We start from the raw sequence: 22,273 nt of genomic DNA, 5'->3' as shown, positions 1-22,273 counted from the left end.
TCAGTCTATTAGTGAATTTGAACCGTCAAAGCGTTTTTCAAGATCTTCGGCTCCGGTGAATCTGACAAACAGCACATCATCCTTGGCTACAAATGAATCGAATGTGTGATTTTCATCTTCAAGTTCGTCTATTGCATCATAGAGGTTCTGCATGATCAAATCAAGGTTCGGACTTATCTTTTCTATGATGTCAAATACGTCATATTCAAGGATTCCGAAACGGGGATTTGAAATTCCGTGACTTGCAGTATCGTTAATGACTGATTGCCTTTCATCCCTTATCTTAAGACGTGCCCTGTTTTTTTCATCATTGGAGACATTCCTCTTGTCTGTGAACTCCAGGGCTTTATAGTAACTTTTAATCGAACCGAATCCGTTGCCCAGCTGCCATTGGCATCTTGCCTTCCAGACATAGGCTCCAGGAATGTTTGAAAATCTATAAAATGAATCCTTATACTCCATGATATAGTCATCAAAGCAGAGTATGGAATCATAGAATCTCTTAAGATTAAAGAGTGATTTGCCTTTTATGAATTTCATTTCAGCATCAGATCCGAGATTCAAATCCAATGCCCTTGTTGAATAGTCCAGTGCCTTTTCATAGTCGCAGTCTTCAAAGGCTTCAATGGCAACCGCTTCAAATTCCCTGTATTTATCTATCTTAAGCTCTTCTTCACGATACTTGTTTTGCAATTTCTCTTCTTCGGATACAATGAATGTTGTTCCGCAGGAACAGGTTTCAACTCCATCTTCTACATAAGCTCCGCATGTCGGACAGACTGGCATATAACTCACCTAGTTAAATATTTGTTTCATGTCATTAAAATGAATTGCTACATCCCTATTCATATTTTTTAATCGAACCTATCAAATCTTCCATATCCACAATCAAATCATCGACATCATCATCCTCAGAATCCATGGAAAGGACCAGTTCGTTAATCAGGTCATCGGTCTTATCGATTAATGAGTTGAGTATTTCGAATTTGGACTTTATTTCACTGTCTATTCTCGGCGAATCCTCGCTTGCCAAATCCAAAATGTTGAGTATTTCCTCTGATTTTATTTTGAAAAGTTTGCTTGACTTATCAACAATTGCTATGAATCGTGTATATGTAATTTGAGGAGGTGAAAACTTCTTTTCGATTAGTTCGCGTGCTCGGGCATCCTTTTTTGCATAGACTGACTTGAGCTCTTCAAGCTTAACCCTGTAGGCTTCAAATTCAGGAATGACATCGCTCTTTTCAATGGCCTGGCGGGTTTCGACTTCAGCTTTTTTAGGCATCTTTTTCACTTCAGGCTTTGGCTTTGCCGGTTTTTTGTTTGTCGGATTGTTGTTTGTAAGCTTATGGACTGCATAACCTATCAGGAATGCTGGTGCGGTATAGAATGCCGCCACAGCAAAGCCAACATATAATGATGCTGAGACTGCTGAGATGGCAACGCAGAAAAACAGTAAATATATCAAAGCTGTAATCAGCTTGGTTTTTGAAAGCACGAACTCGCCTGTGTTTCTGTTCTGCCAGTAGAACATGAGATTCTTGATGTCAGTCAAAAGGCCAAGGTCGTTGTTGTTGACTTGAACCTGTGAAGGATTTCTCTTGATTTTGTGAATGATATAGCTTAAAAGGAAAAAGATGGCTGCAAAGATTACTGCCAAAAGGATTGAGCCTCCGACAAATGGTGTTGAGAATGCTGTTAAAAACATAATCACAAAAATCAGGACCCCACCCAATTTGGATTTTGAGAGAACATAGCCCCCTTCGTATGGCCAGTAAAAAAGAGAGTATATCAGATTGCCCTGGCTGGTTTTGGCCACTGGCGCTACAGAGTTCGGACTTCGAAATGAAGTTGACTTACAGTTTCCGCAGAAATTTGCATTTATGTCAACCTTCTCGCCGCAGCTGTTGCATATCTTGTAATCCATCATTCATCACCCACCAGAAAATCCTCATATGTCAATGTGTTGAGCTCTTCGTCAGTTATGTTTTCCTTTGATGCGAGGCGGTTTGCCTGTGAGGTGATGACTTCCTCAAAGAGGTTTCTCACCGCACGTCCGTTTGCAAAGTTTTTGGACCTGTTTTCATACATCTTCTTGAAGTACTCCCTGATGTATCTGTCGGCTCCAGCGTCCATGGTCAGGTTTGACTCGTCACACATGAGCCAGAATATCTCGTAGAGCTGCTCGTCGTTGTAGTCGTCGAAATAAATGAACTTGTTGAATCTTGACTCGAGACCAGGATTTGAATAGAGGAACTTCTCCATGAGGGCAGGATATCCTGCAACGATGACTATGAGGTCATCACGGTGGTCCTCCATTGCCTTTAAAAGAGTGTCAATTGCTTCTTTTCCGTAATCGTTTTCACTTGACTGTGCAAGACTGTATGCCTCGTCGATAAAAAGTATTCCTCCCATTGCTGATTGGATTACTTCCCGAGTCTTGATTGCTGTCTGACCGACATATCCACCCACAAGACCTGACCTGTCGGTTTCAATGAGATGACCCTTGCTTAAAAGTCCGATTTCATGATATATCTTTGAAAGGAGCCTTGCAACAGTGGTCTTGCCCGTTCCGGGATTTCCCGAAAAGACAAGATGCAGGCTCATTGAAGGCTGTTTGATGCCTCTTTTTTCTCTTATCTTTCTAATCTGAACAAGGTTGATAAGGGAGTTGACGTCCTTTTTAACCCTTTCAAGGCCTATGAGTTTGTTTAGCTCATCGAGATATTCGTCCAGTCCCTTGTCCTCTTGCGGAGCGACATCCTTGATTTCTTCTTTTAGAGTGTTTTCTATTGTAATCGGCTTCATGCTGATATCATTGAGCTCCAGCTGCCTTTCAAGGTTTGATATGTAGTCGGAGTATGTCTTCAATACATCTTCGTTAAGCTCATTGTCGCATGTTATGAAGAACTTCCCCAAAAGCCTGTAGCAGTTGTAGAGTTCTCCGGCTGAGTTGAGCTCAAGCATGTTCAGGTCCTGTCCGTAGAGGTCAAGCTCATGGAGAACCCTGAATGAAAGCGGAAAGTCCTCCAGAGGGTCATCCTTAAGCTTCAGAATATCATCCCTTGAATAGGTGGCGTTTAAAAGTGAATTGATGAATTCAAGCTCGTTGTCGGTAATCTTGTCGTCTTTAAGTCCGAGATAGCTGAACCACCTGAACAGATCATCAAGCACCAGTGCGTTCGGCGAGTCGAGGTTTTCAAAGGACTGGGAATAATCCCTGAAAACTCCAACGGTATTTACCAGGAAGGTCAAATTGGAAAGATAACCTGTCAGATAATCCATATGAATCTTTTCAACTTCTGAGTTGCAGCTCTGACAGATTTCCTGGCTGTTGTCTAAAATCTTACCACAATCACTACAAATAGTCCACTCTAACATGAAGAATAATATGTATTTGGAAAGATAAATAAGTTGTGTATATGTTTTGAAAATAAGTTTTTGAAATTTGGACAATGACAAATTTGTTAGACAAATTTTGACATGTTATCACCCAACTTCAAATCAAAAGTCTTCAAATGACCATAAAGTTTTTTCCAAAACAAAGACTTGTGAATTTCCCATATTAAAATTGAAGTCTTTTAATGAAATTGTTGTGACTTTGAAAAATTGTACTCAAAAAAATAATAATTTTTGAAATGAAAAAATTGTATTTATTTAATTAAAAAAAGGAAAAAAAGGATAATTGAAATCCTTTCATCTTACAACACTAATCTTGTTTGTAACGCCATATCCGTTATAGCCTGTTGTAATGGTGTATTTTCCGATTTTCAGGTTTTTAGGAATTATCAGACTTGCTATTCCGTATCTGTTTGTCTTGAGTGTGTTGACCTTTCCGTTGAACTTGACTTTAACGACCTGATTTGCGAATGCCTTGCCGTTTGCGTTAAGTATCTTTACGTTGAACCTGCCGTAGCTAGCGTACTTTTTAGAGATGTCTTTTGTGATGACAGTCGGCTTTACGGTAATCTTGTTGGAAATGAAATATATGTTGTATTTTGCAGATACTGAGTAAGTTCCGGGTTTCTGGTTAAGCTTAAGTGTGGCGTATCCTTTATTGTCGGTTTTCACATAGCATGTTGATGTTCCTATGGTGAAGCGGACCTTGACGCCCTTTGCAATCTTGCCGTTGAGATTGAACACACGAACCTTGTAAGCAACAGGGCTTTTATAGTACTTCACGACATTTTTGTTATTGTCAAAGACCTTGTGAAGGGTTACTTTCCTGTCAGCCTTCTCGCCTGTTGCAGGGTTTGTGAAGTGAATTGTTTTAGTTCCAAAAGTGGTATACACGACAGTGATGTGGCCTTCGCTGTCTGTGGTTTTGGTGTATGACTTGGTTCCTATCTTGTATGTGACCTTCTGCTTTTTCAGCGCCATTCCGTTTGAGTCACTAAAGTATACATCAAGAACGTATTTGTGGTTCAGGATAGCGCCTGAAAAGGCGATTCCTATCGAATTGTTTGCAGTGTTATTTGCAAAGTAATTGTTCTTGAGGACTGTCAGGGAACATGTTTCAGCAAAGCTGTCCCATGTATTGTTCTCGAATCTGCAGCCTGAAATTGTGTTTTTGGACTCGTCAATGAAGCGCACGGTGCATCTGGCATTGCCGTTGTTTGTGAAGTTGCATGAGGATATTATGGAGTTTGCACCGAAGGTTTCAACTATTGCATATTCCTCCTTTTTGAAGACGAAGTTGTCGAAACTGCAATTGCTTATTTTAGATCCTGCGGAAACCTGAATGAATGAATCGCATTCGAACTTATGTGAGTTGTTTTCGAAACGGCAGTCAGATATGACTGTGTTTTTGTGCAATACAATCAGTCTTGCGGAATTGCTGATGAAGCTGGAATCTGTTATTTTGGTGTTTGAGCTGTCGGTTCCATAAATCATCTCGTTTGCAGTGTTGTTTGTTACCTCAAGAGATGAGAAAGTGTATTTTCCGCTTCCGAGATATATCAGATTGTAGACATTGTTGTTTTCAAACTTGCAATCCCTTACAATCGCATTCATTCCTGAAAGTTCAATCAGAGGACATTGGGCATTGTTGCTTATGAAAGTGCAGTTTTCTATAATGCATCCGTTTCCTTCAAGATATATCGGAGAGGAATATTCTTCCTGATTGATGTTTGTTATTACAATGTTCCTTAATATTACATTGTCCTGGCTTGAATAGAAAATCCTTGAATGCTTATTGGCATCAATCGTATGCCCGTTACCGTCAATTGTCTTTTCATCCCAGATATAGATGCAGTCATCCTCATCCTGCGGAGTGTAGACGTAATTCTTATCCAGGGCAATTTCAGTCAGATTGCTTTGGACGACGTCATTCAAATCGCTGAAGGAGCCGTCGTCGGTTAAGATGTCAGTGCGATTGTCCGCTGCGCTCACATTTGCGACTGCAGCAACCGCAACAATCAGTAAAATTGCTATAATCTTTTTATCTAGCAAAAAATTTCCCCCTTTTATAATTATTAAATGATATAATATGTATCCAAGATAGTATTTATTTTTTTGCCAGCAAGTCAATCATCATGATTTTGACTATTTAATTCCTGCCTTTCAACAGCAATGAAATCAATCATTGAGCACCAGATAAGATTGCCTATTCACATATCAGCATATCAATGCAAAATTACTTTCGGAATCTGGAAAATTACACCATATATAAAATTAGTAAATCAATGCAATTAAACATCTAAAAATCAATAATTTTAACTAAAAGCAACTAAAAAAGCTTTAAATACTACATAAATCAACATACAGAACAGAGTCTCATAAGTAATTGAAGTGATTAAATGAAGATTTATTTAGTAAATAAAATTAAAATAAATTGGAAAATCCACTCATTACATCTCATTAATGAAAAAAAGGAGGAGTCTTAATGGAGATAAAAATTTCCATAACTTTAGATGGTAAATTAAATTTGAATTTTGCTTTAAATTTAATTCTATTGATAGTTAATGCACTGTCATTAGCATCTTAAGTTAAAAAAATAAGGCACCTTCATAGTTTAGATGGATTAAAAAACAATAATTAAGACAGTTATGAATAGACCCCTATTTGAGACTCCTTAACACTTAATTGTCCCTTATCCATCTAAACATTTAAATAAGATTATTTTCAAAGAATATAATTGGAGGTTTATGCTTCCTTTTATATTTAATGAGATTAATCAATATCAGGGGTTATTGTAGAACTCGGTTCTACAATTGATATTGATTATTAGACTTTTTTTGCATATCATCAAAATCCTAACAACAAAATACAAACTATACAACATAATCCTCTTTACCATCATGTCTAGTTCCAATTACTCGTTTTCAATATAGATAACAGGGCTTCACCATCAACAATTATACATCTTTTTCAATAATGATTTCATCTTATAATAATACAATGAGTTTGAATTATTTATCTGAAAGCAGACAATAAATTATATAAGTAAAAACAAATAGAATAATCTTTAATTGAAAAATAAATTGATTTAAAGAATATTTATAAGTCAATTTTACCATATAAAAACAATTTTACAAATTCATACAACCGAGGTCAAAAAATGGATTATAAATTGGAAAACGGATACATATTGGTTTCACCTGAAAAGGACATCACCGAATTTATCGCAACAAATGAAAACACTATTGAAATATTGAATGTAATCCGACCACATTTGATTAAGCATTTCCCGAATTCATCATTTTCACTTGAATTATGCGATAGGCTTCCATGGACAACAGAAGAAAAGCTGCTTGTTAATATAAGTGTAAGCCTGAAATGTTTTTCAACGGAATGCTTAATCACTTCAACGACATCTATGAAGAGATTGCAGGATATATTGGAGAAAGCTTTTGTCCGATTGTGCTGTTTCCCGATTTGTCGAATGACGATTACGACAGGATGAGTTACAACTCGGCGATAAATCTCATGGCAAGGACCACTTACTTCAGCAGCGATTCCGACAAAAATCTGCAAAGGGAGATGAGCATAAGGGAAATCCCAAAGAAGCAAAAAGAAAAGGAAATAATTGAGTACTGTCAAAGACATCCATCACCGGACCTCTCCGATGTGGTGTATGATTTACGGCTCGACTTGTTTGACGTGGATGAAATCATAGATGAGCTGGAAGAAACAGGAATGAAACTTAACGTAGGATATTAGGAGAAAATGTCAAAGGAAGTGGAAACATGTTATTCGTACCTAAAAAAAGATGCAGAGAAGTCAGCAGAAAATTAATTGACGAATGTTTAAAAGACATGCAAGAACAGATGAACAAGAGTTACGAGGAATACAAAAGGTCCCAGAAATTGAATGAAATAAAAGACGAAATTATTATTTATTAATATGATATGATATACCTCAATGAATAGAAAATCCCAACAGATGAATAAACTACTCATCAAACAAACGGTCCATATCACCATTTCTTGACATGCAATCCATTAAAATGTCTTCTATAACCAAATTATCAGTTGTACTAATAGCATGTTCCAGAAAATCTGAAATGTCATCAATATCCGCATCATTACGAACCTGAGACACCACAGAATCTATTTTATTGACAACATCCTCCACGGATGAAAAATTCCAATATGCCAAATTCCCATTGATATTGTCGATTATTATTGTAAGCAACTTAAACATTAGTTCGAATTGCCCTTTAGCTATTAAATTCTGAACGTCACTGTCCAAAAATTTCAAAACCTCAAATGAATCATCCAGACATCCATTTAACCTGTTAATGAAATATTCCTCATCAGCACTATTGTTCTTGAATAATTCCAACTTGATTGCAAGATATGGATTATCCGAGATTTCATCTGCCAAAAATCGGACAAGTTCATCCTTTGAAAGGGAGGAAAGCAATTCAGTATAGTCCTTTTTCTCCGTCAATTCAGGATGTTCATCCAGATAATATAATGTTGCTGCCAGATGCTTGCAATAATCATATCCCTGAAAATAAGGGCAGTCACAATACATTGATGTGATGTTCACTTCATTCATGTTGATTCTGACATTATAGATTCTTGAACCTGCCACCTGTGCATCGATGTGTGTGGGCGATGACTCCATTATGCGAACTGCATTCGATTCAAAATAATCCTCACCCCGAAATAGGATTTTGTCTTCAAAATAGCCTTTCCAGTTTTTCATGGTTGTATATATGTAAACTGAATATAAAAGATTTTTTTAGTTGAAACTTTTGGATTACAAATCCAATTTTCTGAAAAAGTAGGTGTTTTCACTGCCGAAGCCTCTTGATCCCCACTCATACAAGTACATCACCGTATCGTAGCTTACCCCTGCAATTTCTGAGGCTTCCTTTAATGAATTGGTTTTTCTATATGCCTCAACAACACTGTCCATCGTGCTTTTGAGCCTTTCGGTCTCCTGTCTTTTCAAGTCATTGTCGATTTCGCAAATGCGTGTGTAGAAATATGCGTAGGTCTCATTGAAATTCTTTTTTCCCCATTCATGCCACTGCTCGACATGGTTGGGATCGATTCCGGAATCGATGGCGGCCTGTTTTAGGTTCTGGGTTTTGGCATAGTTTTCAAGGACCTTATCCATTTGGGCGAGAATTTCATTGTTTCTTTTGATTTGATCTTTTTTGAGATTGATTTGATACTCCAAATCCTGCCTTTTCTTTTTCAGCCTGTTGAGTTTGTCTTTTAGAATCGAACACTCGTTCCACTGAGCACTTATCCTGAACTTGAGATTGCTTTCCCTCGCTATGCAGGACTGGACGGATTCGAAATCTCCTTTTGATGCGAATCTTCTCTTGTCCTCCATGACTTGTGCGAGTTCATCGTTTAGGGGCTGGATGTTTGCTTCAGCTTCCTCCTCAGCATTTCGGATTTGGTCTTCCAAGTCCTGAATTTCATAGTTTAATCTGTCCATGTCACTTTGTAATTTTTCCATTGAATTCACCTGCCTGGAGGAATATTAGATTAACCAATCCCAAATTACATTGAATCATTTACATGAATCAAAGTTAACCTATAAAAAAATATTATCATCAATTTACAATTTCAATCGTGTGGGCTCCAAACCAATGGCCCTCAATATAGCCGTCACCAAAACGCTGTTTTGAAAGGCCACCCTCTGCAAACCTGCCTTCAAGATGGATCGTTTTTCCCTCTTTTCCATACAAATCATGAGACAAATAATCCCCCTGTATGATGACATATTGGTCCCCAACCTTCACAATATCATTATTTGTTATCGAAAGATAGAATAAATATCCTCCGCCCCAGGAGGTATGTCCCATATACTCGCCGTCAAACTGCACTTTTTCACCTGCAACAGGATCGGCGATATAATCGGAGCCAACTTCCTTATATGGAGTCAAATAATTGATTATTGAAGGGGCGGCAACCACCAATCCTATTATTATAAACACCAAAAGTATAATTAAAACATTCCTATAAGTGACATATTTAACTAAAAAGTTATCTGCCTTGTTCGCATTCCTTTTTATTTTTTCCCGTGCAGAATTTACCAATGGATATTGAACTCTGACACCACATTTAGGGCATATTTCGGCGTTGAAATCTATTTTTTCACCACAGCTGCTGCAATATCTGGTTTTTTTAATCTCATCCCTGACCTTAAAACCGCAGCTAGAGCAAAACTCATTATTGAGGTCTATTTTTTCACCGCAATTGCTGCAATATCTGGTTTTTTTATTCTCATCCCCGACCTTAAAACCGCAGTTTGTACAGAAAAGTGAATCCTCATCCAACCTTTTTCCACATTCCGGACAATACCTAATATCCATGAAACTTCCAACTCCCCTTTCAATTCCTAATGATTATTTGTACCACACTTGAACCTTATATGGAGTATAACCTCTTATAAATCCAATATGTATATAGTCATAACGTACGTTGCTGGATGTTCTTGTGATAACACCGCCAGTTTCATCATTCATAAACCATACTTTTGATGAAACCAGCTTCGTATATTTCGGTTCGACCAAGCCATATCCATGCGTAGCCCATACGCTAACACCCATGCTATATTGCCTTCTAGGAGTATCCTCATAAAAGACGTTTATCACATCTTTGTTGCTTAATCTTTTAGTAACAAACTCATGATAGTACACTGGCAATACAGCAGTTTTTAAATTAGATTTCTTTTTGACGACCATCTGGAAACTGGTTGAACTTTTCTTGACGGAATCGCTTCCCAAATAGACTGCCTTGCATGTGTATGTTCCTGCAGAGTATGGTGCTGTCACGGTTACCTGAGCATAGCCGTTTTTGACCTTCGCATAGTATGTTTCGCCGTTGAGAGTGAACTTTACAGTTCCGGAGTTGGCATTTATAATGTTCCAATCGAAATCCTTGAAGCCCACATAAACCTTCAGAGTATTTTTAACTCCTGTTTTTGTGGAAATGGAATCTGAATACATTACTGATGTCAACTTTCTTGCGCTGACTTTGAATTTTGCGGAGCTTGCCTTATAGTTCTTGTTTTCCAGGAACTTGACATATCCGTTGTAGGTCTTTACGTTCAATGGGAACTTCACGTTCCTGACAACGGCAACACCGTTTTTGACCTTGGCACCATACACCTTTCCGTTAATCTTAAGCTGAACCGCTCCAGCTACGCCCTTTCTTGAATTGAATTTGTCATAGACATACACATTAATAGACCTTTTGCTTCCGACCTTTATGACAAATGAACTGCATTTGATGTGGGTCGGTGATTTCACAATACTTATTGTGCCCTTGGCTATTGCCTTTCCATTGCTGTCGGTTAAAACTGCCCTGTATGTTCCAACACCCATCTTGGAAAGTGAATGCTTTTTATTGTGTGCAGTGTATTTGAAGTAGTCGTCAATGTATCCGTTTGAATTGAACTTGGTTTGATAGATTACCTTATTTCCTTTGTAAATCCTGAAATATCCTTCAAGGTTTCCTTTCAAGCCATACTTGATTTTGTATTTGCCGCCGTAATAACCGGTCAGGGATTTTACATAAGCATCCTTACACTGGTTTGCAACATATACCGTGTTGACAGTGATGGTGTTTTGCTTTTCAATATTAGAATATTTTGTGGTTATATGATAGGTTCCGGCTTTTAAATGTATTTTTAAAGTTGCATAACCCTGATTGTCTGTTGTCCTATTGTATTCATCACCATTGCAATCAAAGATTATGTTCAAACCGGATTTATATTCACCATTTTCACTAGCACGGACCTTATATTCCATAATTTCATTACAGTTTCCAACTAGATTCTGAGTTTCAAGACTTATTCTTTTAACGGAGAGTGTGGCTGTACTCATCACATGATTATCATAACTGTTAATAATTTTTATGGTATAGTTGCCCGGAGAAAAGGCAGTTGAAGAATAACTGTATGATGCTGAGTTGGAAGAAGAGGTACTGTAATACCTTTGACTAACTTTTTCAACATTATTTGAATCGTAAATCTTCAAATAAAAATCATATTTATTATAATAACTTGAAGATGCCGGAGAAATGGACATTTTAATGGATCCTGCATACCCATAATTGATGTTTGTATTTGAAACCCTGACTGAATAAGAGGAATATGTCAGGGCATAAATGTTCAATTTTGCGCTGGACATGACATAATTATCCTGATTGCTAATGATTTTTATCGTATAGGAACCAGAGCCAAAACTGGAAGAGTAGATGTTATATGTCACTGCCCTAGAAGAGCTGGTACTGTAATATCTTTTACTTACCTTTTCAGCATTTTTGTAATCGTAAATCTTCAAGTAAAAATCATATTTTAAATAAGAACCAGATGCCGGAGAAATAGACATTGTAATGGATCCGGTAGACCCGTAATTTATATTTGTATCGGAAACACTGACAGAGTAGAGACTGTGGTGTACGGAATATACTGTCAATGTGCTTGTGCTCATAACATGATTGTCATAAGAGTTTATGAGTTTGACAGTATAAACACCAGGATCAAAAGAGGTAGCACCTATTGAGTAATATTGGTTATTGCTGGAGGTTGAAGTGCCGTAATACCTTTTACTGATTTTTTCAACATTGTTGGAGTCATAAACCTTCAGATAAAAATCATATTTATAAGAATAGCTACTTGAAGTAGATGGAGTATAAGAAATAAAAATGGACCCGCTTGACCCGTAATTAATAGCGGTACCTTGAACATGAGCGTTATACATATAATATGGTGGTGAAGAACTCAAAATATTCTGATTTTCTAAAGAAGATGATATTTTACCATCACCCACATATTCAAAAGAAGAGTTAACCGTATTTTCATCATTCACTTCACTTTCAACATTTACAGACAATTCTGTTGCCGGTTCATTACCCCCAACAACATCATTACTAGGACTTTCAATTTCAATTGCATCATCCAAACTGACCACTTCATCTGTTGCATTTTCAGCAGCACTGACTGCCGAAATGGCAAATAAACAAGTGAGAATGATTGCTAACACCATTAGTTTTCTGTTTTGCAAAATAATTTCCTCCCTTAAAAAACATATTAATTGATAACTATTTATGTACCATGTAGATTATAATATTTCCTACAAAAATGAGTTGCCGAATTCTTGAAAAGGCAATTAATTATTTTATGTTGGGCTGTGAAAAGGTGTGAAAAAAACAGACAAATTCTTCAGATAAACATCTGAGACGTTAGGATGGATTTAATGCCTTAAGGAGATAGGAAAAAAAGAAAAAAAGCAAATGCCGAAGCACTTACCTGATTATGATTTGATATCAATCAAGCTTAACAGAACGAATCTTCAAAGGTCTTCCTTTAAATCGGCTAAAATTTCACTTCAACCTCCCGAATCTCAATGCCATTGTCTAACGGATACTTATGGTAGGCTGCACCTTCACCGTTTCCCCATTCGCTCCATTTCCATTCCCCATCCTTATAGAAGTATGCTCGGGAGAGATATGAATCCCTATCCACTTGCTCGCCGTTCTTGTATAACCAAACGCCAAATCCTCCAAGGCTTCCGCCTTGCCATTTTTGGGCTTCTACAGTATATTCACCAACTGTTTTCTTATACTTCGTTTCAAATTCCGGCAATTCCACTTTTATGGTGTCCGGCGTTTCTGGATTGGATGTGGCATTATCTGTGGTTTGGGCTGTCGAATCCGTTTTTGTGACATTCGGCATCATCACCAGCATGACCGCCAAAAGAGCAATGATAACCACAAGCAAAGCAATGATGATCTTATTGTTTTCCATAGTTTACCTCTAAAGATTGTCACGTTGATTCTGCCTAATACTTTCCAACAAAGGACCCCAGTTCAATGTGTCCCTGTGAATCACGACCGCCATAGGTATAATATTCATCACCGCCCAGAACATACATCTGGCCGGAAGCGGTTTCAATCAGAGCCAATTCATCATGTGTTTCAACAGTTCTGTAACTTCCGAATGCAGGATTATAACGGGGATAACTGTTTGATGAATATTCGCTGACAGATTCAGTGTGGGCTTCATTGACTGTCAATTTCTGGGCAGTATTGTTTGCAGCATAGTTTTCGTTTCCGTCATAGGTAACGTTGACTGTATACATTCCTTTTTTAAGGTCCAAATCCAGTTTGGCAGTTCCGTTGGAGTTGGTTTCGACCGTTTTGTTGACTGCTGTTTTTCCATTGCTGTCCTTAACAGTTATATTGACTTTCTGATTGGACAATGGAGTCCTGTTCAAATCAGTCAGTTGCAATGTTAAGTTGTCTCCTTCATTTAATGTATTGTTGCTTGTAATCTTTAATTTGGTCGGCTCCTTTGCATTCATCGTTTGCGTGAAAATGACTCCCGCAACGATTGCCAGAACGACAACTATCAAAAGCAAAGCGATAATTATGTTTCTGTTTTCCATTTCGATTCCTCCATAAGTCATCAATATGACGGATTGACATTCTTGTTGAATTTAACCTTGATTTGACCTACATATGACTCATCAGGCACGGACAGTCTGTGGTGAGCTGTTGAAACAATCCCATATTGTTTCCATCCGGTCCATTTACCGTCGATTTGATAGTTCACATAGTATTTTGTGTTTGTAATCTGCTTTCCGTTCTTATAGAGTGTTGTATCAACATACTTGTAAGGTGCCATATAACCTGCAGTCATATCCCATATCTTGGTGGAGACTTTAAATTCTCCGGACCATGCATAAGTCCAGTCGTTTTTGGCTGTTGTGGTTATGACCTTATATGGAGAAGGACTTTTAACCACCATGCTGAAGCTTGCAGAACTTCCCTTGACTGAATCGCTTCCCAAATAGACTGCCTTGCATGTGTATGTTCCCGCATAGTATGGTGCTGTTACTGTCACTTGAGCATAGCCGTTTTTGACCTTCGCATAATATGTTTCGCCGTTGAGGGTGAATCTGACAGTTCCTGAGTTGGCGTTTAGAATGTTCCAATCCAAATCCATAATGCCCACATATACACTCAATGTATTTTTGGCACCTGTAGTTGTGGAAATGGAATCTGCATACATCCGTGATGTCAGTTTCCTTGCGCTGACTTTGAATTTTGCGGAGCTTGCCTTATAGTTCTTGTTTTCCAGGAACTTGACATAGCCGTTGTAGGTCTTTACGTTCAATGGGAACTTGACGTTCCTGACAACGGCAGCGCCGTTTTTGACCTTGGCTCCATAGGTCTTTCCGTTGATTTTAAGCTGTACTGCTCCGGCAACACCCTTTCGTGAATTGGAATTGTCATAGACATAGACAGCAATTGACCTTTTGCTTCCCACCTTTATGACAAATGAACTGCATTTGATATGGGTCGGTGATTTTACAATCTTTATAGTGCCTTTTGCTATTGCCTTTCCGTTATTGTCTGTAATCACCGCACTATATGTTCCGACACCCATCTTGGAAAGTGAATGATGCATGTTGTGAGTTTCGTAGTTGAAGTAATCGTCAATGTATCCGTTTGAATTCAATTTGGTCTGGTATATCACCTTGCCACCCTTGTAAATTCTGAAATATCCTTCAAGGTTTCCTTTCCAACCGTAACTGACTTTAGCGTTGCTTTTATAGTAAGTGCTTAAAGGTTTTACATATGCATCCTTGTACTTGTTTGCAACATAGACCTTATTGACATTTATGGTATTGTCCTTGGAAACTCCCCCGCAGCGTGTCGTTATGATATATGTTCCGGCTTTCAAATGAATCTTCAAAGTCGCATAGCCGTTGGAGTCGGTGACAGCCGAATGCTCTTCATAATTGCAACTGAATGTGATGTTCAAGCCGGACTTATAAATGCCCTCTTCAGCGGTGCGAACCGTGAATAGAATGTTTTCATCACATTTTCCATCCACATTGCCTGTTTCAAGAGTGATTTTCTTGTTGTTGACTACCTCGTCCGGGGACACATACTTTTCCATGACGCTGAAAGTGACCGTCTTCATCACATATCTGTATCCGTCACCCCATTCTGGATGGTAATTGGAAAAGTCATATCTTATGACCACGAACTCATAACTGCCTGGGCCCAAATCGGCCAGGGAAATGGTTGTTGGTTTGGAACTTTTTCCATTGGTTATCTTGGTGAAATAGACCTGATCATTATCATGGAACTCGACACCACCATAATTATTTGGAGTTCCCTTTAAAATGTAGGCTTCACCATCGAAAGATTTCTTTATTGTGAAAGTGAAGTTGTCATCATAGTTGTATGTTGAGTAACTTTTGCAGAATACCCAATCTTCATAGCCTTCCTCTTCCCATACTCGAGACAGGTTGTCAGAACCATCATTGACACTTGACAACTCATTATTGTCCTCATCAACAAACAAATTAATGTTTTCACAATCATCCAAGCCGCCATTTAAATCTTCAACAATCTGGTTTGGACTCCCCACATTAGCATCATCAGTGATGTTTTCAGATGCGTTTACTGCTCCCAAACTCACAAAAGCCACAAGCAACATTGCCAGCACCAATATCCTTTTGTCTATCAAAATCCTTTCCTCCAAAAAAGTTATTAATTGATATCTATTTATGCACATCTTAGCTATTAATATTACTGATTTAACAAAACTAAGAAATCATTAAATACGAATTGAACACAAATATTTAACTATAGGTGATACAATTGGATAACAACAAGATTATAATTCTGGCACTTATCGTTGTCATTGCCGCACTTCTTGTGGGCATAGGGGCGATGATGCTGCCGAACATGACAAAAACAGATACAAAAGTGGCTTACAAAAGCAACGCCACATTGAATGAAGGAGACGCAATAAAAATCAGGCTGGTCGATGCCGACGGCAATGGGCTGGCTGATGCGACAGTAAACATCACAATCACAGACAACAACAAGGCAAGCGACTACCATTCAGTTGTGACAAACGACAACGGTGTGGGAACCCTAAAACTTGACAAGAAGGCCGGAAAGTACAAGGTGACAATCATATTCAATGGTGACGACAAGCACAACGGATGCAACACCACAAAGTCAATAACCGTTAAAGAGGAGGAGGTTGCAGAGGCCGAGACATCCTCAAGCACACCTTCAGCATACGCATACAAGTCAGACGGAACACCGATGTACAGCCAGGCAGAGGTTGACCAGTACATGCTCAACAAGTACGGCATGGTGGACTACCATGTGGGATCCAACGGATACATAGACATGGACGAGCCGGGATATGACGATGCCGGACACAGACTATGGTAGGTGAAACTTCACTTATCCCCTTTTTATTTTTTTACTATTCTTTTTTTAAATGGCTTTTTTTTAATGTGAATATATCTTTATATTAGTAAACGAATGTTTAAAAATGAGAATTGTAAAACTAAGAGCGAAGCAATGTTGATTTATTTTTGAAATGTTTTTTTTTTTGGAATAGTGTCGCAAGTTTGTCCAAATCCCTCTTAGCTATTTTTTCACCAAAATTATAAAGAGCATTTCTAACCTGCAAATGTTCACTGACCTTTACTTCATCATCTTCAAATTCCTTAATTGGAATTGGCTTAAAATGCTTTACATCTTCAAGCCATAATTGGCAAAACAGATATGAACTGAAATAGGCTCTGTTGACAATTGTTGAATTGATGCATATTCATCACAATCCTGAGGAATCAATTTATTCTTCAACTTTAAAAGTCTCAATGTCAACAGATAAAGTTGAAATTGAGGGTATTTGTTAATATTCATGCTGATTGCCCCCAATTATATCCAAATCACTGCCCATTTTGAGAATTTTTCAATATCGTTGTGTCTTGAAAATTCATCCATATGGTCTGTGATTTCCAGATAGATTCTGTCCAGTTCATTGCGTGAAGTTCTGTTCAGGTTTTCAAAAGAGAAGATGTATTCCTGAACGTCAATGTCGGGACGTTCGGTTATGGTCATCTTTCCCAGGGCAGGATATCTTTTGGTGAAATCTGCGATTTCACGTTCATAGATTTCTTTTGGCCTTTCCATTTCCTTTTTAAACATTTCTACTTTTGTAACCACTTTTTTCACCACATGAATTTTCTTTGAAAAAAGTTTCACCTGCCACAATGAAAATATTTAATTTCCGTAAATATAAATTTAATGATTAAAAAAGCTTTAATTAACTAATTACTCATTCAAATCAATATTTTAAGGCAAATACAATTTTTCATAGTGAAATCAATTTATGATACTGATTATGATCATATTGAAAAAATAGTATAGATGCTGTTGCATCCACACAAAAAATTAAATTTGACTATAAAAAGACCCATCCCTCATAAACGGCTCAATAGGATCTTCACCGGCTAATGCTCTACTCTTATCTTCAATGAAATTTCCAGCAGGAGTCCAAAAACCATATCTTCCATCTTTATAACCATACTCCAAGTTTCCTTCTGTTCTTTCAACATATGTGTCGCTTGAAGTGGTTGATTGGGTTTCCACAATCTTTTCTTCCTCTTTAATGGTCAATTTCTGAGTTGTATTGTTTCCAGTGTAGTTTTCATTACCGCCATAGGTCACATTAACCGTGTAATTTCCTTTTTTAAGATTCAAATCCAGTTTGGCATTGCCTTTCTCATTGGTTTTAACTGTTTTATTCGCCACAATCTTGCCTTTACTGTTTTTGATTGTAATGTTGACCTTTTCTTTAGATAAAGGAGTATTGTTTAAATCAGTCAATTTAAGAGTTAGATTTTCACCTTCATATAAAGTATTATTGCTTGTTATCTTGACTTTAGTTGGTTCCTTTGCATTGATTGTTTGAAAAAACATCACCCCAGCAACAAGAGCAAGAATGACGATTATTGCAACTAATATTATAATTATGTTTTTGTTTTCCATAAAAATATGCTCCATTTTAGTATTATATTATAATTTGTGTCAATCATATGTATATAACAATTTCCGGCATTATTCAAGAAATTCATATTGAAAAAATTATGGTGAAAACAACTTATTAAAAATTCGATTTTGCTGAGATTGGATATCCAAATGATTACCTGAAGAATAAATAAAAGAAAACAAGAAATGCCAATATAAACAGCACAATTATAAAGAAAATCCAATCTATTTCCTTACTTATGACATAATGTGAGACCTTTACATGCTCCCCATGTATGTACTGCTTTTTGAAGAACTTCTTGGGTATCTTCAGCTTCCAGGGTCAAAATTCAGACCGAACCATAGTTCTCGCAATATGGTTCGTTGTCTGCAAGCAACGAACCTCACTCAGGACATGTTTTCATGACTTTTCATCCTTCAGCCATACTCTTCGCCGAGCCATCCCTGGTTGACGTCTGGCCATCCGCATTCCTCACAGTATTCATCATATAGTTCTGCTCCGCAGCACGGGCAGAACGAAACTTCCCTTTCACACATTTAAGTTACCTCCTCTTTTGCACAGTGTATAACGTTTTGCAGTTGTCGCATCTAACGAATCCTTCGCCGAAGCACTGCATTCAAACATCTAATCATCATAGTATGAGTCGTCAAAGTATCCCACATCTTCGGAATCGTCGAAGTTCAAGTCATCATCGCCGCAGTCATTTCCCCAGTCCGGGCTGTCTGACAGGTCAGATCCGCACTCCTCGCAGGTTGCCCTTGAGGAGTCGTTCAGGTGTCCTCATACGTCGCATGTTATCATGTATTCACCTCTTATTTCAAGTAATTCTCAATGAAATTGTTAAAAGCGATATTGTCTACAAAACCGGCACTGTATACAATTCCGGCACGTTCGTATCTTCTGTGATATGTCTGGAGGCTTGATTCATATGATGAGTCGATTTCATGGTCGTGTCTTTGACGGGCCAACTGTTTGCATGCTGATGAGACCATGTTGGAGCATCTGTATGATCTTCCTCTTGAGCGCTGGCGGTTGGGTTCGTAATCCTCTGAAATAGAAACCACCCTATAGATTATCCTTGAATCGGATAAAAATTTACGGATATCAAGGTATTCAACGTCATTTTTATTGAAATATTCCTCATAAATCAAAGGCAAGGCTATTGTAACAGTCTCGAGAGGCTTTGCCGCAAGTCCGTTCAGCATCCTGTCCGAGTACTTATCGACAATCTTATCAAGGGAAGTTATTTCTCCTGTAAGCTCATCGTTGTAATTTTTGTTTTTTAGACTTTCAACCACTTCAACAAGTCTGCATTTGCTTGAAGTCCTGCATAAGAAATCCCCTTTAAATTCTATTAAGAAAATCAAGAAGTTTTCACCTTCCTTTTTATACCATATCGCATCGGTTGTCTTTGGAGTAAACCATACTCCTCCCTCCCTAAAAATAGAACATGAATGGGTGATTTCATCCAGTGCATACATCTTAAACTCGTTTTTTCCGCCATCCATCGGAAGGATTGACACTCCCTTTGAGTTTTCGGCAATCTTATGAGACGGCCAGTAGAACTGAGGAAAAGATTCAAGAAATTCTACAAATTTTGCTTCATCTGAACTTAGAGTCATTTGAATCTACTCCTTAAATATGATTTTGGCTTTCAGTTTGTCGAGCTCATCATAGGGTCTTGTCAGGTTTTCATATACTGCACCCATGTTTTTGGGGTTGATTTTCTTGAAGATATAACCGTCATCGTATTTTTCCGTAAGATAGAAACTGGTTTTGTCCGTTAAATCATAATACTGTGAATATAGGCTGACTGCCTCTATAAACATCGGGCTGTGGGAGTTCAGGTACAGCGTGATGTTCAGCTCTTTTGCAAGAAGCACGAGTACATGGGCGAATCTGATTTGCCATTCCGGATGGAGATTGCTTTCAGGCTCATCAATGATTAAAAAGGAGTTTTCCTTCAGGGAACTGTTTTTTAAAAGTGCCTGTATGACTCCGATTTCCTTGATTCCCGAGGATATGCCTGTCAGATTCAGGCAGTCCGAATTGATAATGTTTTGGATTTTTGACAGTATTTGTGAAGTTTTGGAACTTGGAGCATTATCATCTCTTTCCAGTGCCTCCTTCATGTGGACTATATGATCCAGCCGCAGGATTTCCAAATCCTTCAAATCAAGAATCGAAATGTTGTCGATGTAAAAAACATCCGAAGGTATAACATCACCATCAAAAACAATATCCGAGTCTTTGAAACTTTTAAGTCCTTCGCTGTCCATTAAAAAATCAATGGACTCATCATCAATTCTGGATTTAAGACAGCAGTACAATAATTTTGATATGATTGATTTTCCGCTTGTGTTAACTCCGCCCACAACATTGATTCGGTTAATGTCAATGTCTGCGCGGTTTACCGGTCCGGTATTTTCCAATTTCAACTTCATACTGACACCCCAAGACATTTTATTGCATTTTTAAGTTTTTTGATAATCCATACATTTTTTAAAACTGTTAGTTGTATTAAAGTTGTTATAATGTCTGTTTGTTGTAATTAAAAAAAATTTCTAAAAACGAACATCATACAGTAACATCAAAACTTAATTAAAATCATTATTTAATAAAATAAAAGCAATATTGCCTTTAAAAATGCGAAAAATATAAATTATATTTAGTTTAACTGAATATTAAGCAAAAATAAATGGAGGAATTGAAATTACATCAGAAACAATTATCTTAACAAAGGAAGGTATAACACTTGCAAGCGACATGGCGATAACAACGCCGGCCAACAAATCATACAACTGTGCAAACAAGATATTTGAAATAACATCAGACTATCCCATTGCAATAATGATTAACGGAAACGTTGACTTTCAGGAAATACTCCTTGAAACGCTGATCGGTGAATTTTCAAAAACAGTGGATTTCAAAAATCTCAAATCAATCGAAAACATCAAGAGCGGATTCATCGAATACTTATCTACACACACCACTTACACAAGCACCGACGATTACCTATCTTGGATTTTGAAATCATTCAAAAGGCAGATAATAGAAGAAATCGAAGAATATGGCTTTGATGAAACTTTAAATTATTACTCCAAAAATGAAATCAAATCATATCTTAAAGCCTACAGAAACTTCTCGGATGAATTTTTTGACATAATCCCAGAAAATAAAGATAAGGCCAAATATAATCAAATACTTTGGAAAATGTTTTCCCATCACTTGTCCTTTGAAGGAACAGGAGTGATTATTGCCGGATTTAATGCAGATGAGTTCTATCCAACATTTTTTGAAATAAATCTGCACTGTAACGACAACGGGAAGATAATATATGATGAAGTCGACTTGAGAGTGAACTCAAAAGAACCAATAATTAAAGTATTTGCAATTAATGAAGAGGCATATGCATTCATTACGGGAGTTAGTTATGATTTTAATGAATATATTGAAGATTATATTAAAAAATCTGATGAAAAGTTTCTCAAACAACTAAAAGAAAAAATGATTCAAGAAGATTTTTCAACAGAAAATATTCATCAAATGCAAACCATTTGTAAAATTTTAATAGAGAACTACAATTCAAACATAATAAAAATGATACAATATTACAGATTAAATGCCATTGACGAAACTTCTGAATTAACAGAATTCTTACCTAAAACAATATTATGGGATTTATCAGACCATTTGATTAAATTAACTGCATTGAAACAAAAATTGTCTTATGAAAATGAAACAGTCAGTAGTGAAACGCAAATAGCATTCATAAGTAAAACAAATAACTTCAAATGGATTAAAAAGGAAAATGAAAAGTTTAAATATTAATAAAAATCAAAATTTAACACAAGGTGAAAGCATGATATTCGTACCTAAAAAAAGACGCAGGGAAGTGCATAGAAGATTAATTGAAGAAGGTTTAAAAGAGCTTGAAGAACAGATGAACAAGAGTTACGAGGAATACAAAAGATCCCAATTGAAT

Annotated in this window: 22 protein-coding genes; 6 read left to right on the top strand and 16 right to left on the bottom strand. The window is 37.3% G+C overall.

From position 1 onward, the window contains the following. The 4 genes from Q4Q55_RS04005 to Q4Q55_RS03990 form a co-directional block, all read right to left on the bottom strand. Positions 1-786 (bottom strand): tol-pal system YbgF family protein, encoded by a 786-nt coding sequence (locus Q4Q55_RS04005; RefSeq protein ID WP_303371532.1) that lies wholly within the window; start codon positions 784-786, stop codon positions 1-3. Positions 787-841: 55 nt separating this feature from the next. Continuing rightward, entirely contained in the window at positions 842-1,927 is a 1,086-nt protein-coding gene (locus tag Q4Q55_RS04000) for a hypothetical protein (RefSeq protein WP_303371531.1), read from the bottom strand. After that, a complete protein-coding gene (locus Q4Q55_RS03995) occupies positions 1,927-3,381 on the bottom strand; it encodes an AAA family ATPase (protein WP_303371530.1) in 1,455 nt (484 codons plus the stop codon). Before Q4Q55_RS03995 ends, Q4Q55_RS04000 begins: the two co-directional genes overlap by 1 nt. A 315-nt stretch (positions 3,382-3,696) precedes the next feature. Then, the gene (locus Q4Q55_RS03990; RefSeq protein WP_303371529.1) at positions 3,697-5,451 is read right to left on the bottom strand and encodes a right-handed parallel beta-helix repeat-containing protein; all 1,755 of its coding nucleotides are present in this window, start codon (positions 5,449-5,451) and stop codon (positions 3,697-3,699) included. 1,108 nt (positions 5,452-6,559) lie between these two features. Here Q4Q55_RS03990 and Q4Q55_RS03985 point away from each other — a divergent pair. From Q4Q55_RS03985 to Q4Q55_RS03975, 3 genes are read left to right on the top strand one after another with little or no spacing between them, the layout of a single operon-like run. Then, complete coding sequence (locus tag Q4Q55_RS03985) at positions 6,560-6,904, top strand: hypothetical protein (protein ID WP_303371528.1); 345 nt, start codon at positions 6,560-6,562, stop codon at positions 6,902-6,904. A gap of 23 nt (positions 6,905-6,927) precedes the next feature. Then, on the top strand, positions 6,928-7,161 hold the full coding sequence (locus tag Q4Q55_RS03980; protein ID WP_303371527.1) for a hypothetical protein: 234 nt from the start codon (positions 6,928-6,930) through the stop codon (positions 7,159-7,161). Positions 7,162-7,187: 26 nt separating this feature from the next. After that, a complete protein-coding gene (locus tag Q4Q55_RS03975) occupies positions 7,188-7,343 on the top strand; it encodes a hypothetical protein (protein WP_303371526.1) in 156 nt (51 codons plus the stop codon). Positions 7,344-7,392: 49 nt separating this feature from the next. Here the strand turns inward: Q4Q55_RS03975 and Q4Q55_RS03970 are convergent, their stop codons facing one another. The 7 genes from Q4Q55_RS03970 to Q4Q55_RS03940 form a co-directional block, all read right to left on the bottom strand. Next, positions 7,393-8,154: an SWIM zinc finger domain-containing protein gene (locus tag Q4Q55_RS03970; protein ID WP_303371525.1), complete on the bottom strand. Its 762-nt coding sequence runs from the start codon at positions 8,152-8,154 to the stop codon at positions 7,393-7,395. Positions 8,155-8,208: 54 nt separating this feature from the next. Then, on the bottom strand, positions 8,209-8,922 hold the full coding sequence (locus Q4Q55_RS03965) for a hypothetical protein (RefSeq protein WP_303371524.1): 714 nt from the start codon (positions 8,920-8,922) through the stop codon (positions 8,209-8,211). Positions 8,923-9,019: 97 nt separating this feature from the next. Continuing rightward, complete coding sequence (locus Q4Q55_RS03960; protein WP_303371523.1) at positions 9,020-9,781, bottom strand: zinc ribbon domain-containing protein; 762 nt, start codon at positions 9,779-9,781, stop codon at positions 9,020-9,022. A gap of 33 nt (positions 9,782-9,814) precedes the next feature. After that, a complete protein-coding gene (locus tag Q4Q55_RS03955; protein WP_303371522.1) occupies positions 9,815-12,478 on the bottom strand; it encodes an Ig-like domain-containing protein in 2,664 nt (887 codons plus the stop codon). 311 nt (positions 12,479-12,789) lie between these two features. Beyond that, on the bottom strand, positions 12,790-13,194 hold the full coding sequence (locus Q4Q55_RS03950; protein WP_303371521.1) for a hypothetical protein: 405 nt from the start codon (positions 13,192-13,194) through the stop codon (positions 12,790-12,792). Positions 13,195-13,255: 61 nt separating this feature from the next. Beyond that, positions 13,256-13,861, bottom strand: coding sequence for a hypothetical protein (locus Q4Q55_RS03945; RefSeq protein WP_303371520.1), 606 nt, complete (start codon positions 13,859-13,861; stop codon positions 13,256-13,258). Between the two features lie 20 nt (positions 13,862-13,881). After that, positions 13,882-15,957, bottom strand: a complete 2,076-nt coding sequence (locus Q4Q55_RS03940) for an Ig-like domain-containing protein (RefSeq protein WP_303371519.1) — start codon at positions 15,955-15,957, stop codon at positions 13,882-13,884. Positions 15,958-16,091: 134 nt separating this feature from the next. Here Q4Q55_RS03940 and Q4Q55_RS03935 point away from each other — a divergent pair, with 134 nt between their 5' ends. Further along, on the top strand, positions 16,092-16,679 hold the full coding sequence (locus Q4Q55_RS03935; RefSeq protein WP_303371518.1) for an Ig-like domain-containing protein: 588 nt from the start codon (positions 16,092-16,094) through the stop codon (positions 16,677-16,679). A 306-nt stretch (positions 16,680-16,985) separates the two neighbouring features. On the opposite strand, the gene Q4Q55_RS03930 is transcribed toward Q4Q55_RS03935, so the two are convergent. From Q4Q55_RS03930 to Q4Q55_RS03920, 3 genes are all read right to left on the bottom strand, one after another. Then, a complete protein-coding gene (locus tag Q4Q55_RS03930; RefSeq protein ID WP_303371517.1) occupies positions 16,986-17,159 on the bottom strand; it encodes a hypothetical protein in 174 nt (57 codons plus the stop codon). A gap of 15 nt (positions 17,160-17,174) precedes the next feature. Beyond that, on the bottom strand, positions 17,175-17,462 hold the full coding sequence (locus Q4Q55_RS03925) for a hypothetical protein (protein ID WP_303371516.1): 288 nt from the start codon (positions 17,460-17,462) through the stop codon (positions 17,175-17,177). Between the two features lie 228 nt (positions 17,463-17,690). Then, complete coding sequence (locus Q4Q55_RS03920) at positions 17,691-18,287, bottom strand: hypothetical protein (protein ID WP_303371515.1); 597 nt, start codon at positions 18,285-18,287, stop codon at positions 17,691-17,693. A gap of 363 nt (positions 18,288-18,650) precedes the next feature. On the opposite strand from Q4Q55_RS03920, the gene Q4Q55_RS03915 reads away from it, so the two are divergent. Continuing rightward, the gene (locus Q4Q55_RS03915) at positions 18,651-18,779 is read left to right on the top strand and encodes a hypothetical protein (protein WP_303371514.1); all 129 of its coding nucleotides are present in this window, start codon (positions 18,651-18,653) and stop codon (positions 18,777-18,779) included. A gap of 321 nt (positions 18,780-19,100) precedes the next feature. On the opposite strand, the gene Q4Q55_RS03910 is transcribed toward Q4Q55_RS03915, so the two are convergent. Both Q4Q55_RS03910 and Q4Q55_RS03905 read right to left on the bottom strand, forming a co-directional pair. Beyond that, positions 19,101-19,910, bottom strand: coding sequence for a hypothetical protein (locus tag Q4Q55_RS03910; RefSeq protein ID WP_303371513.1), 810 nt, complete (start codon positions 19,908-19,910; stop codon positions 19,101-19,103). Between the two features lie 6 nt (positions 19,911-19,916). Next, positions 19,917-20,732: an AAA family ATPase gene (locus tag Q4Q55_RS03905; protein ID WP_303371512.1), complete on the bottom strand. Its 816-nt coding sequence runs from the start codon at positions 20,730-20,732 to the stop codon at positions 19,917-19,919. Between the two features lie 322 nt (positions 20,733-21,054). Between Q4Q55_RS03905 and Q4Q55_RS03900 the strand changes: the two genes are divergently transcribed. Next, complete coding sequence (locus Q4Q55_RS03900) at positions 21,055-22,119, top strand: hypothetical protein (protein WP_303371511.1); 1,065 nt, start codon at positions 21,055-21,057, stop codon at positions 22,117-22,119. The last annotated feature ends 154 nt before the right edge of the window (positions 22,120-22,273 follow it).

The organism is Methanobrevibacter sp. (assembly GCF_030539555.1).
Taxonomy (GTDB): domain Archaea; phylum Methanobacteriota; class Methanobacteria; order Methanobacteriales; family Methanobacteriaceae; genus Methanocatella.
The sequence above is the reverse complement of the archived record's forward strand: the minus strand, read 5'-3'. Positions and strand labels throughout refer to the sequence as shown.

Excerpts from the sequence above, each read along its gene's own strand:
- Q4Q55_RS04005 (WP_303371532.1), bottom strand. The coding sequence starts at position 786 with ATGCCAGTCTGTCCGACATGCGGAGCTTATGTAGAAGATGGAGTTGAA.
- Q4Q55_RS04000 (WP_303371531.1), bottom strand. The coding sequence starts at position 1,927 with ATGGATTACAAGATATGCAACAGCTGCGGCGAGAAGGTTGACATAAAT.
- Q4Q55_RS03995 (WP_303371530.1), bottom strand. The coding sequence starts at position 3,381 with ATGTTAGAGTGGACTATTTGTAGTGATTGTGGTAAGATTTTAGACAAC.
- Q4Q55_RS03985 (WP_303371528.1), top strand. The coding sequence starts at position 6,560 with ATGGATTATAAATTGGAAAACGGATACATATTGGTTTCACCTGAAAAG.
- Q4Q55_RS03980 (WP_303371527.1), top strand. The coding sequence starts at position 6,928 with ATGGCAAGGACCACTTACTTCAGCAGCGATTCCGACAAAAATCTGCAA.
- Q4Q55_RS03975 (WP_303371526.1), top strand. The coding sequence starts at position 7,188 with ATGTTATTCGTACCTAAAAAAAGATGCAGAGAAGTCAGCAGAAAATTA.
- Q4Q55_RS03970 (WP_303371525.1), bottom strand. The coding sequence starts at position 8,154 with ATGAAAAACTGGAAAGGCTATTTTGAAGACAAAATCCTATTTCGGGGT.
- Q4Q55_RS03965 (WP_303371524.1), bottom strand. The coding sequence starts at position 8,922 with ATGGAAAAATTACAAAGTGACATGGACAGATTAAACTATGAAATTCAG.
- Q4Q55_RS03960 (WP_303371523.1), bottom strand. The coding sequence starts at position 9,781 with ATGGATATTAGGTATTGTCCGGAATGTGGAAAAAGGTTGGATGAGGAT.
- Q4Q55_RS03945 (WP_303371520.1), bottom strand. The coding sequence starts at position 13,861 with ATGGAAAACAGAAACATAATTATCGCTTTGCTTTTGATAGTTGTCGTT.
- Q4Q55_RS03930 (WP_303371517.1), bottom strand. The coding sequence starts at position 17,159 with ATGAATATTAACAAATACCCTCAATTTCAACTTTATCTGTTGACATTG.
- Q4Q55_RS03920 (WP_303371515.1), bottom strand. The coding sequence starts at position 18,287 with ATGGAAAACAAAAACATAATTATAATATTAGTTGCAATAATCGTCATT.
- Q4Q55_RS03910 (WP_303371513.1), bottom strand. The coding sequence starts at position 19,910 with ATGACTCTAAGTTCAGATGAAGCAAAATTTGTAGAATTTCTTGAATCT.
- Q4Q55_RS03905 (WP_303371512.1), bottom strand. The coding sequence starts at position 20,732 with ATGAAGTTGAAATTGGAAAATACCGGACCGGTAAACCGCGCAGACATT.
- Q4Q55_RS03900 (WP_303371511.1), top strand. The coding sequence starts at position 21,055 with ATGGCGATAACAACGCCGGCCAACAAATCATACAACTGTGCAAACAAG.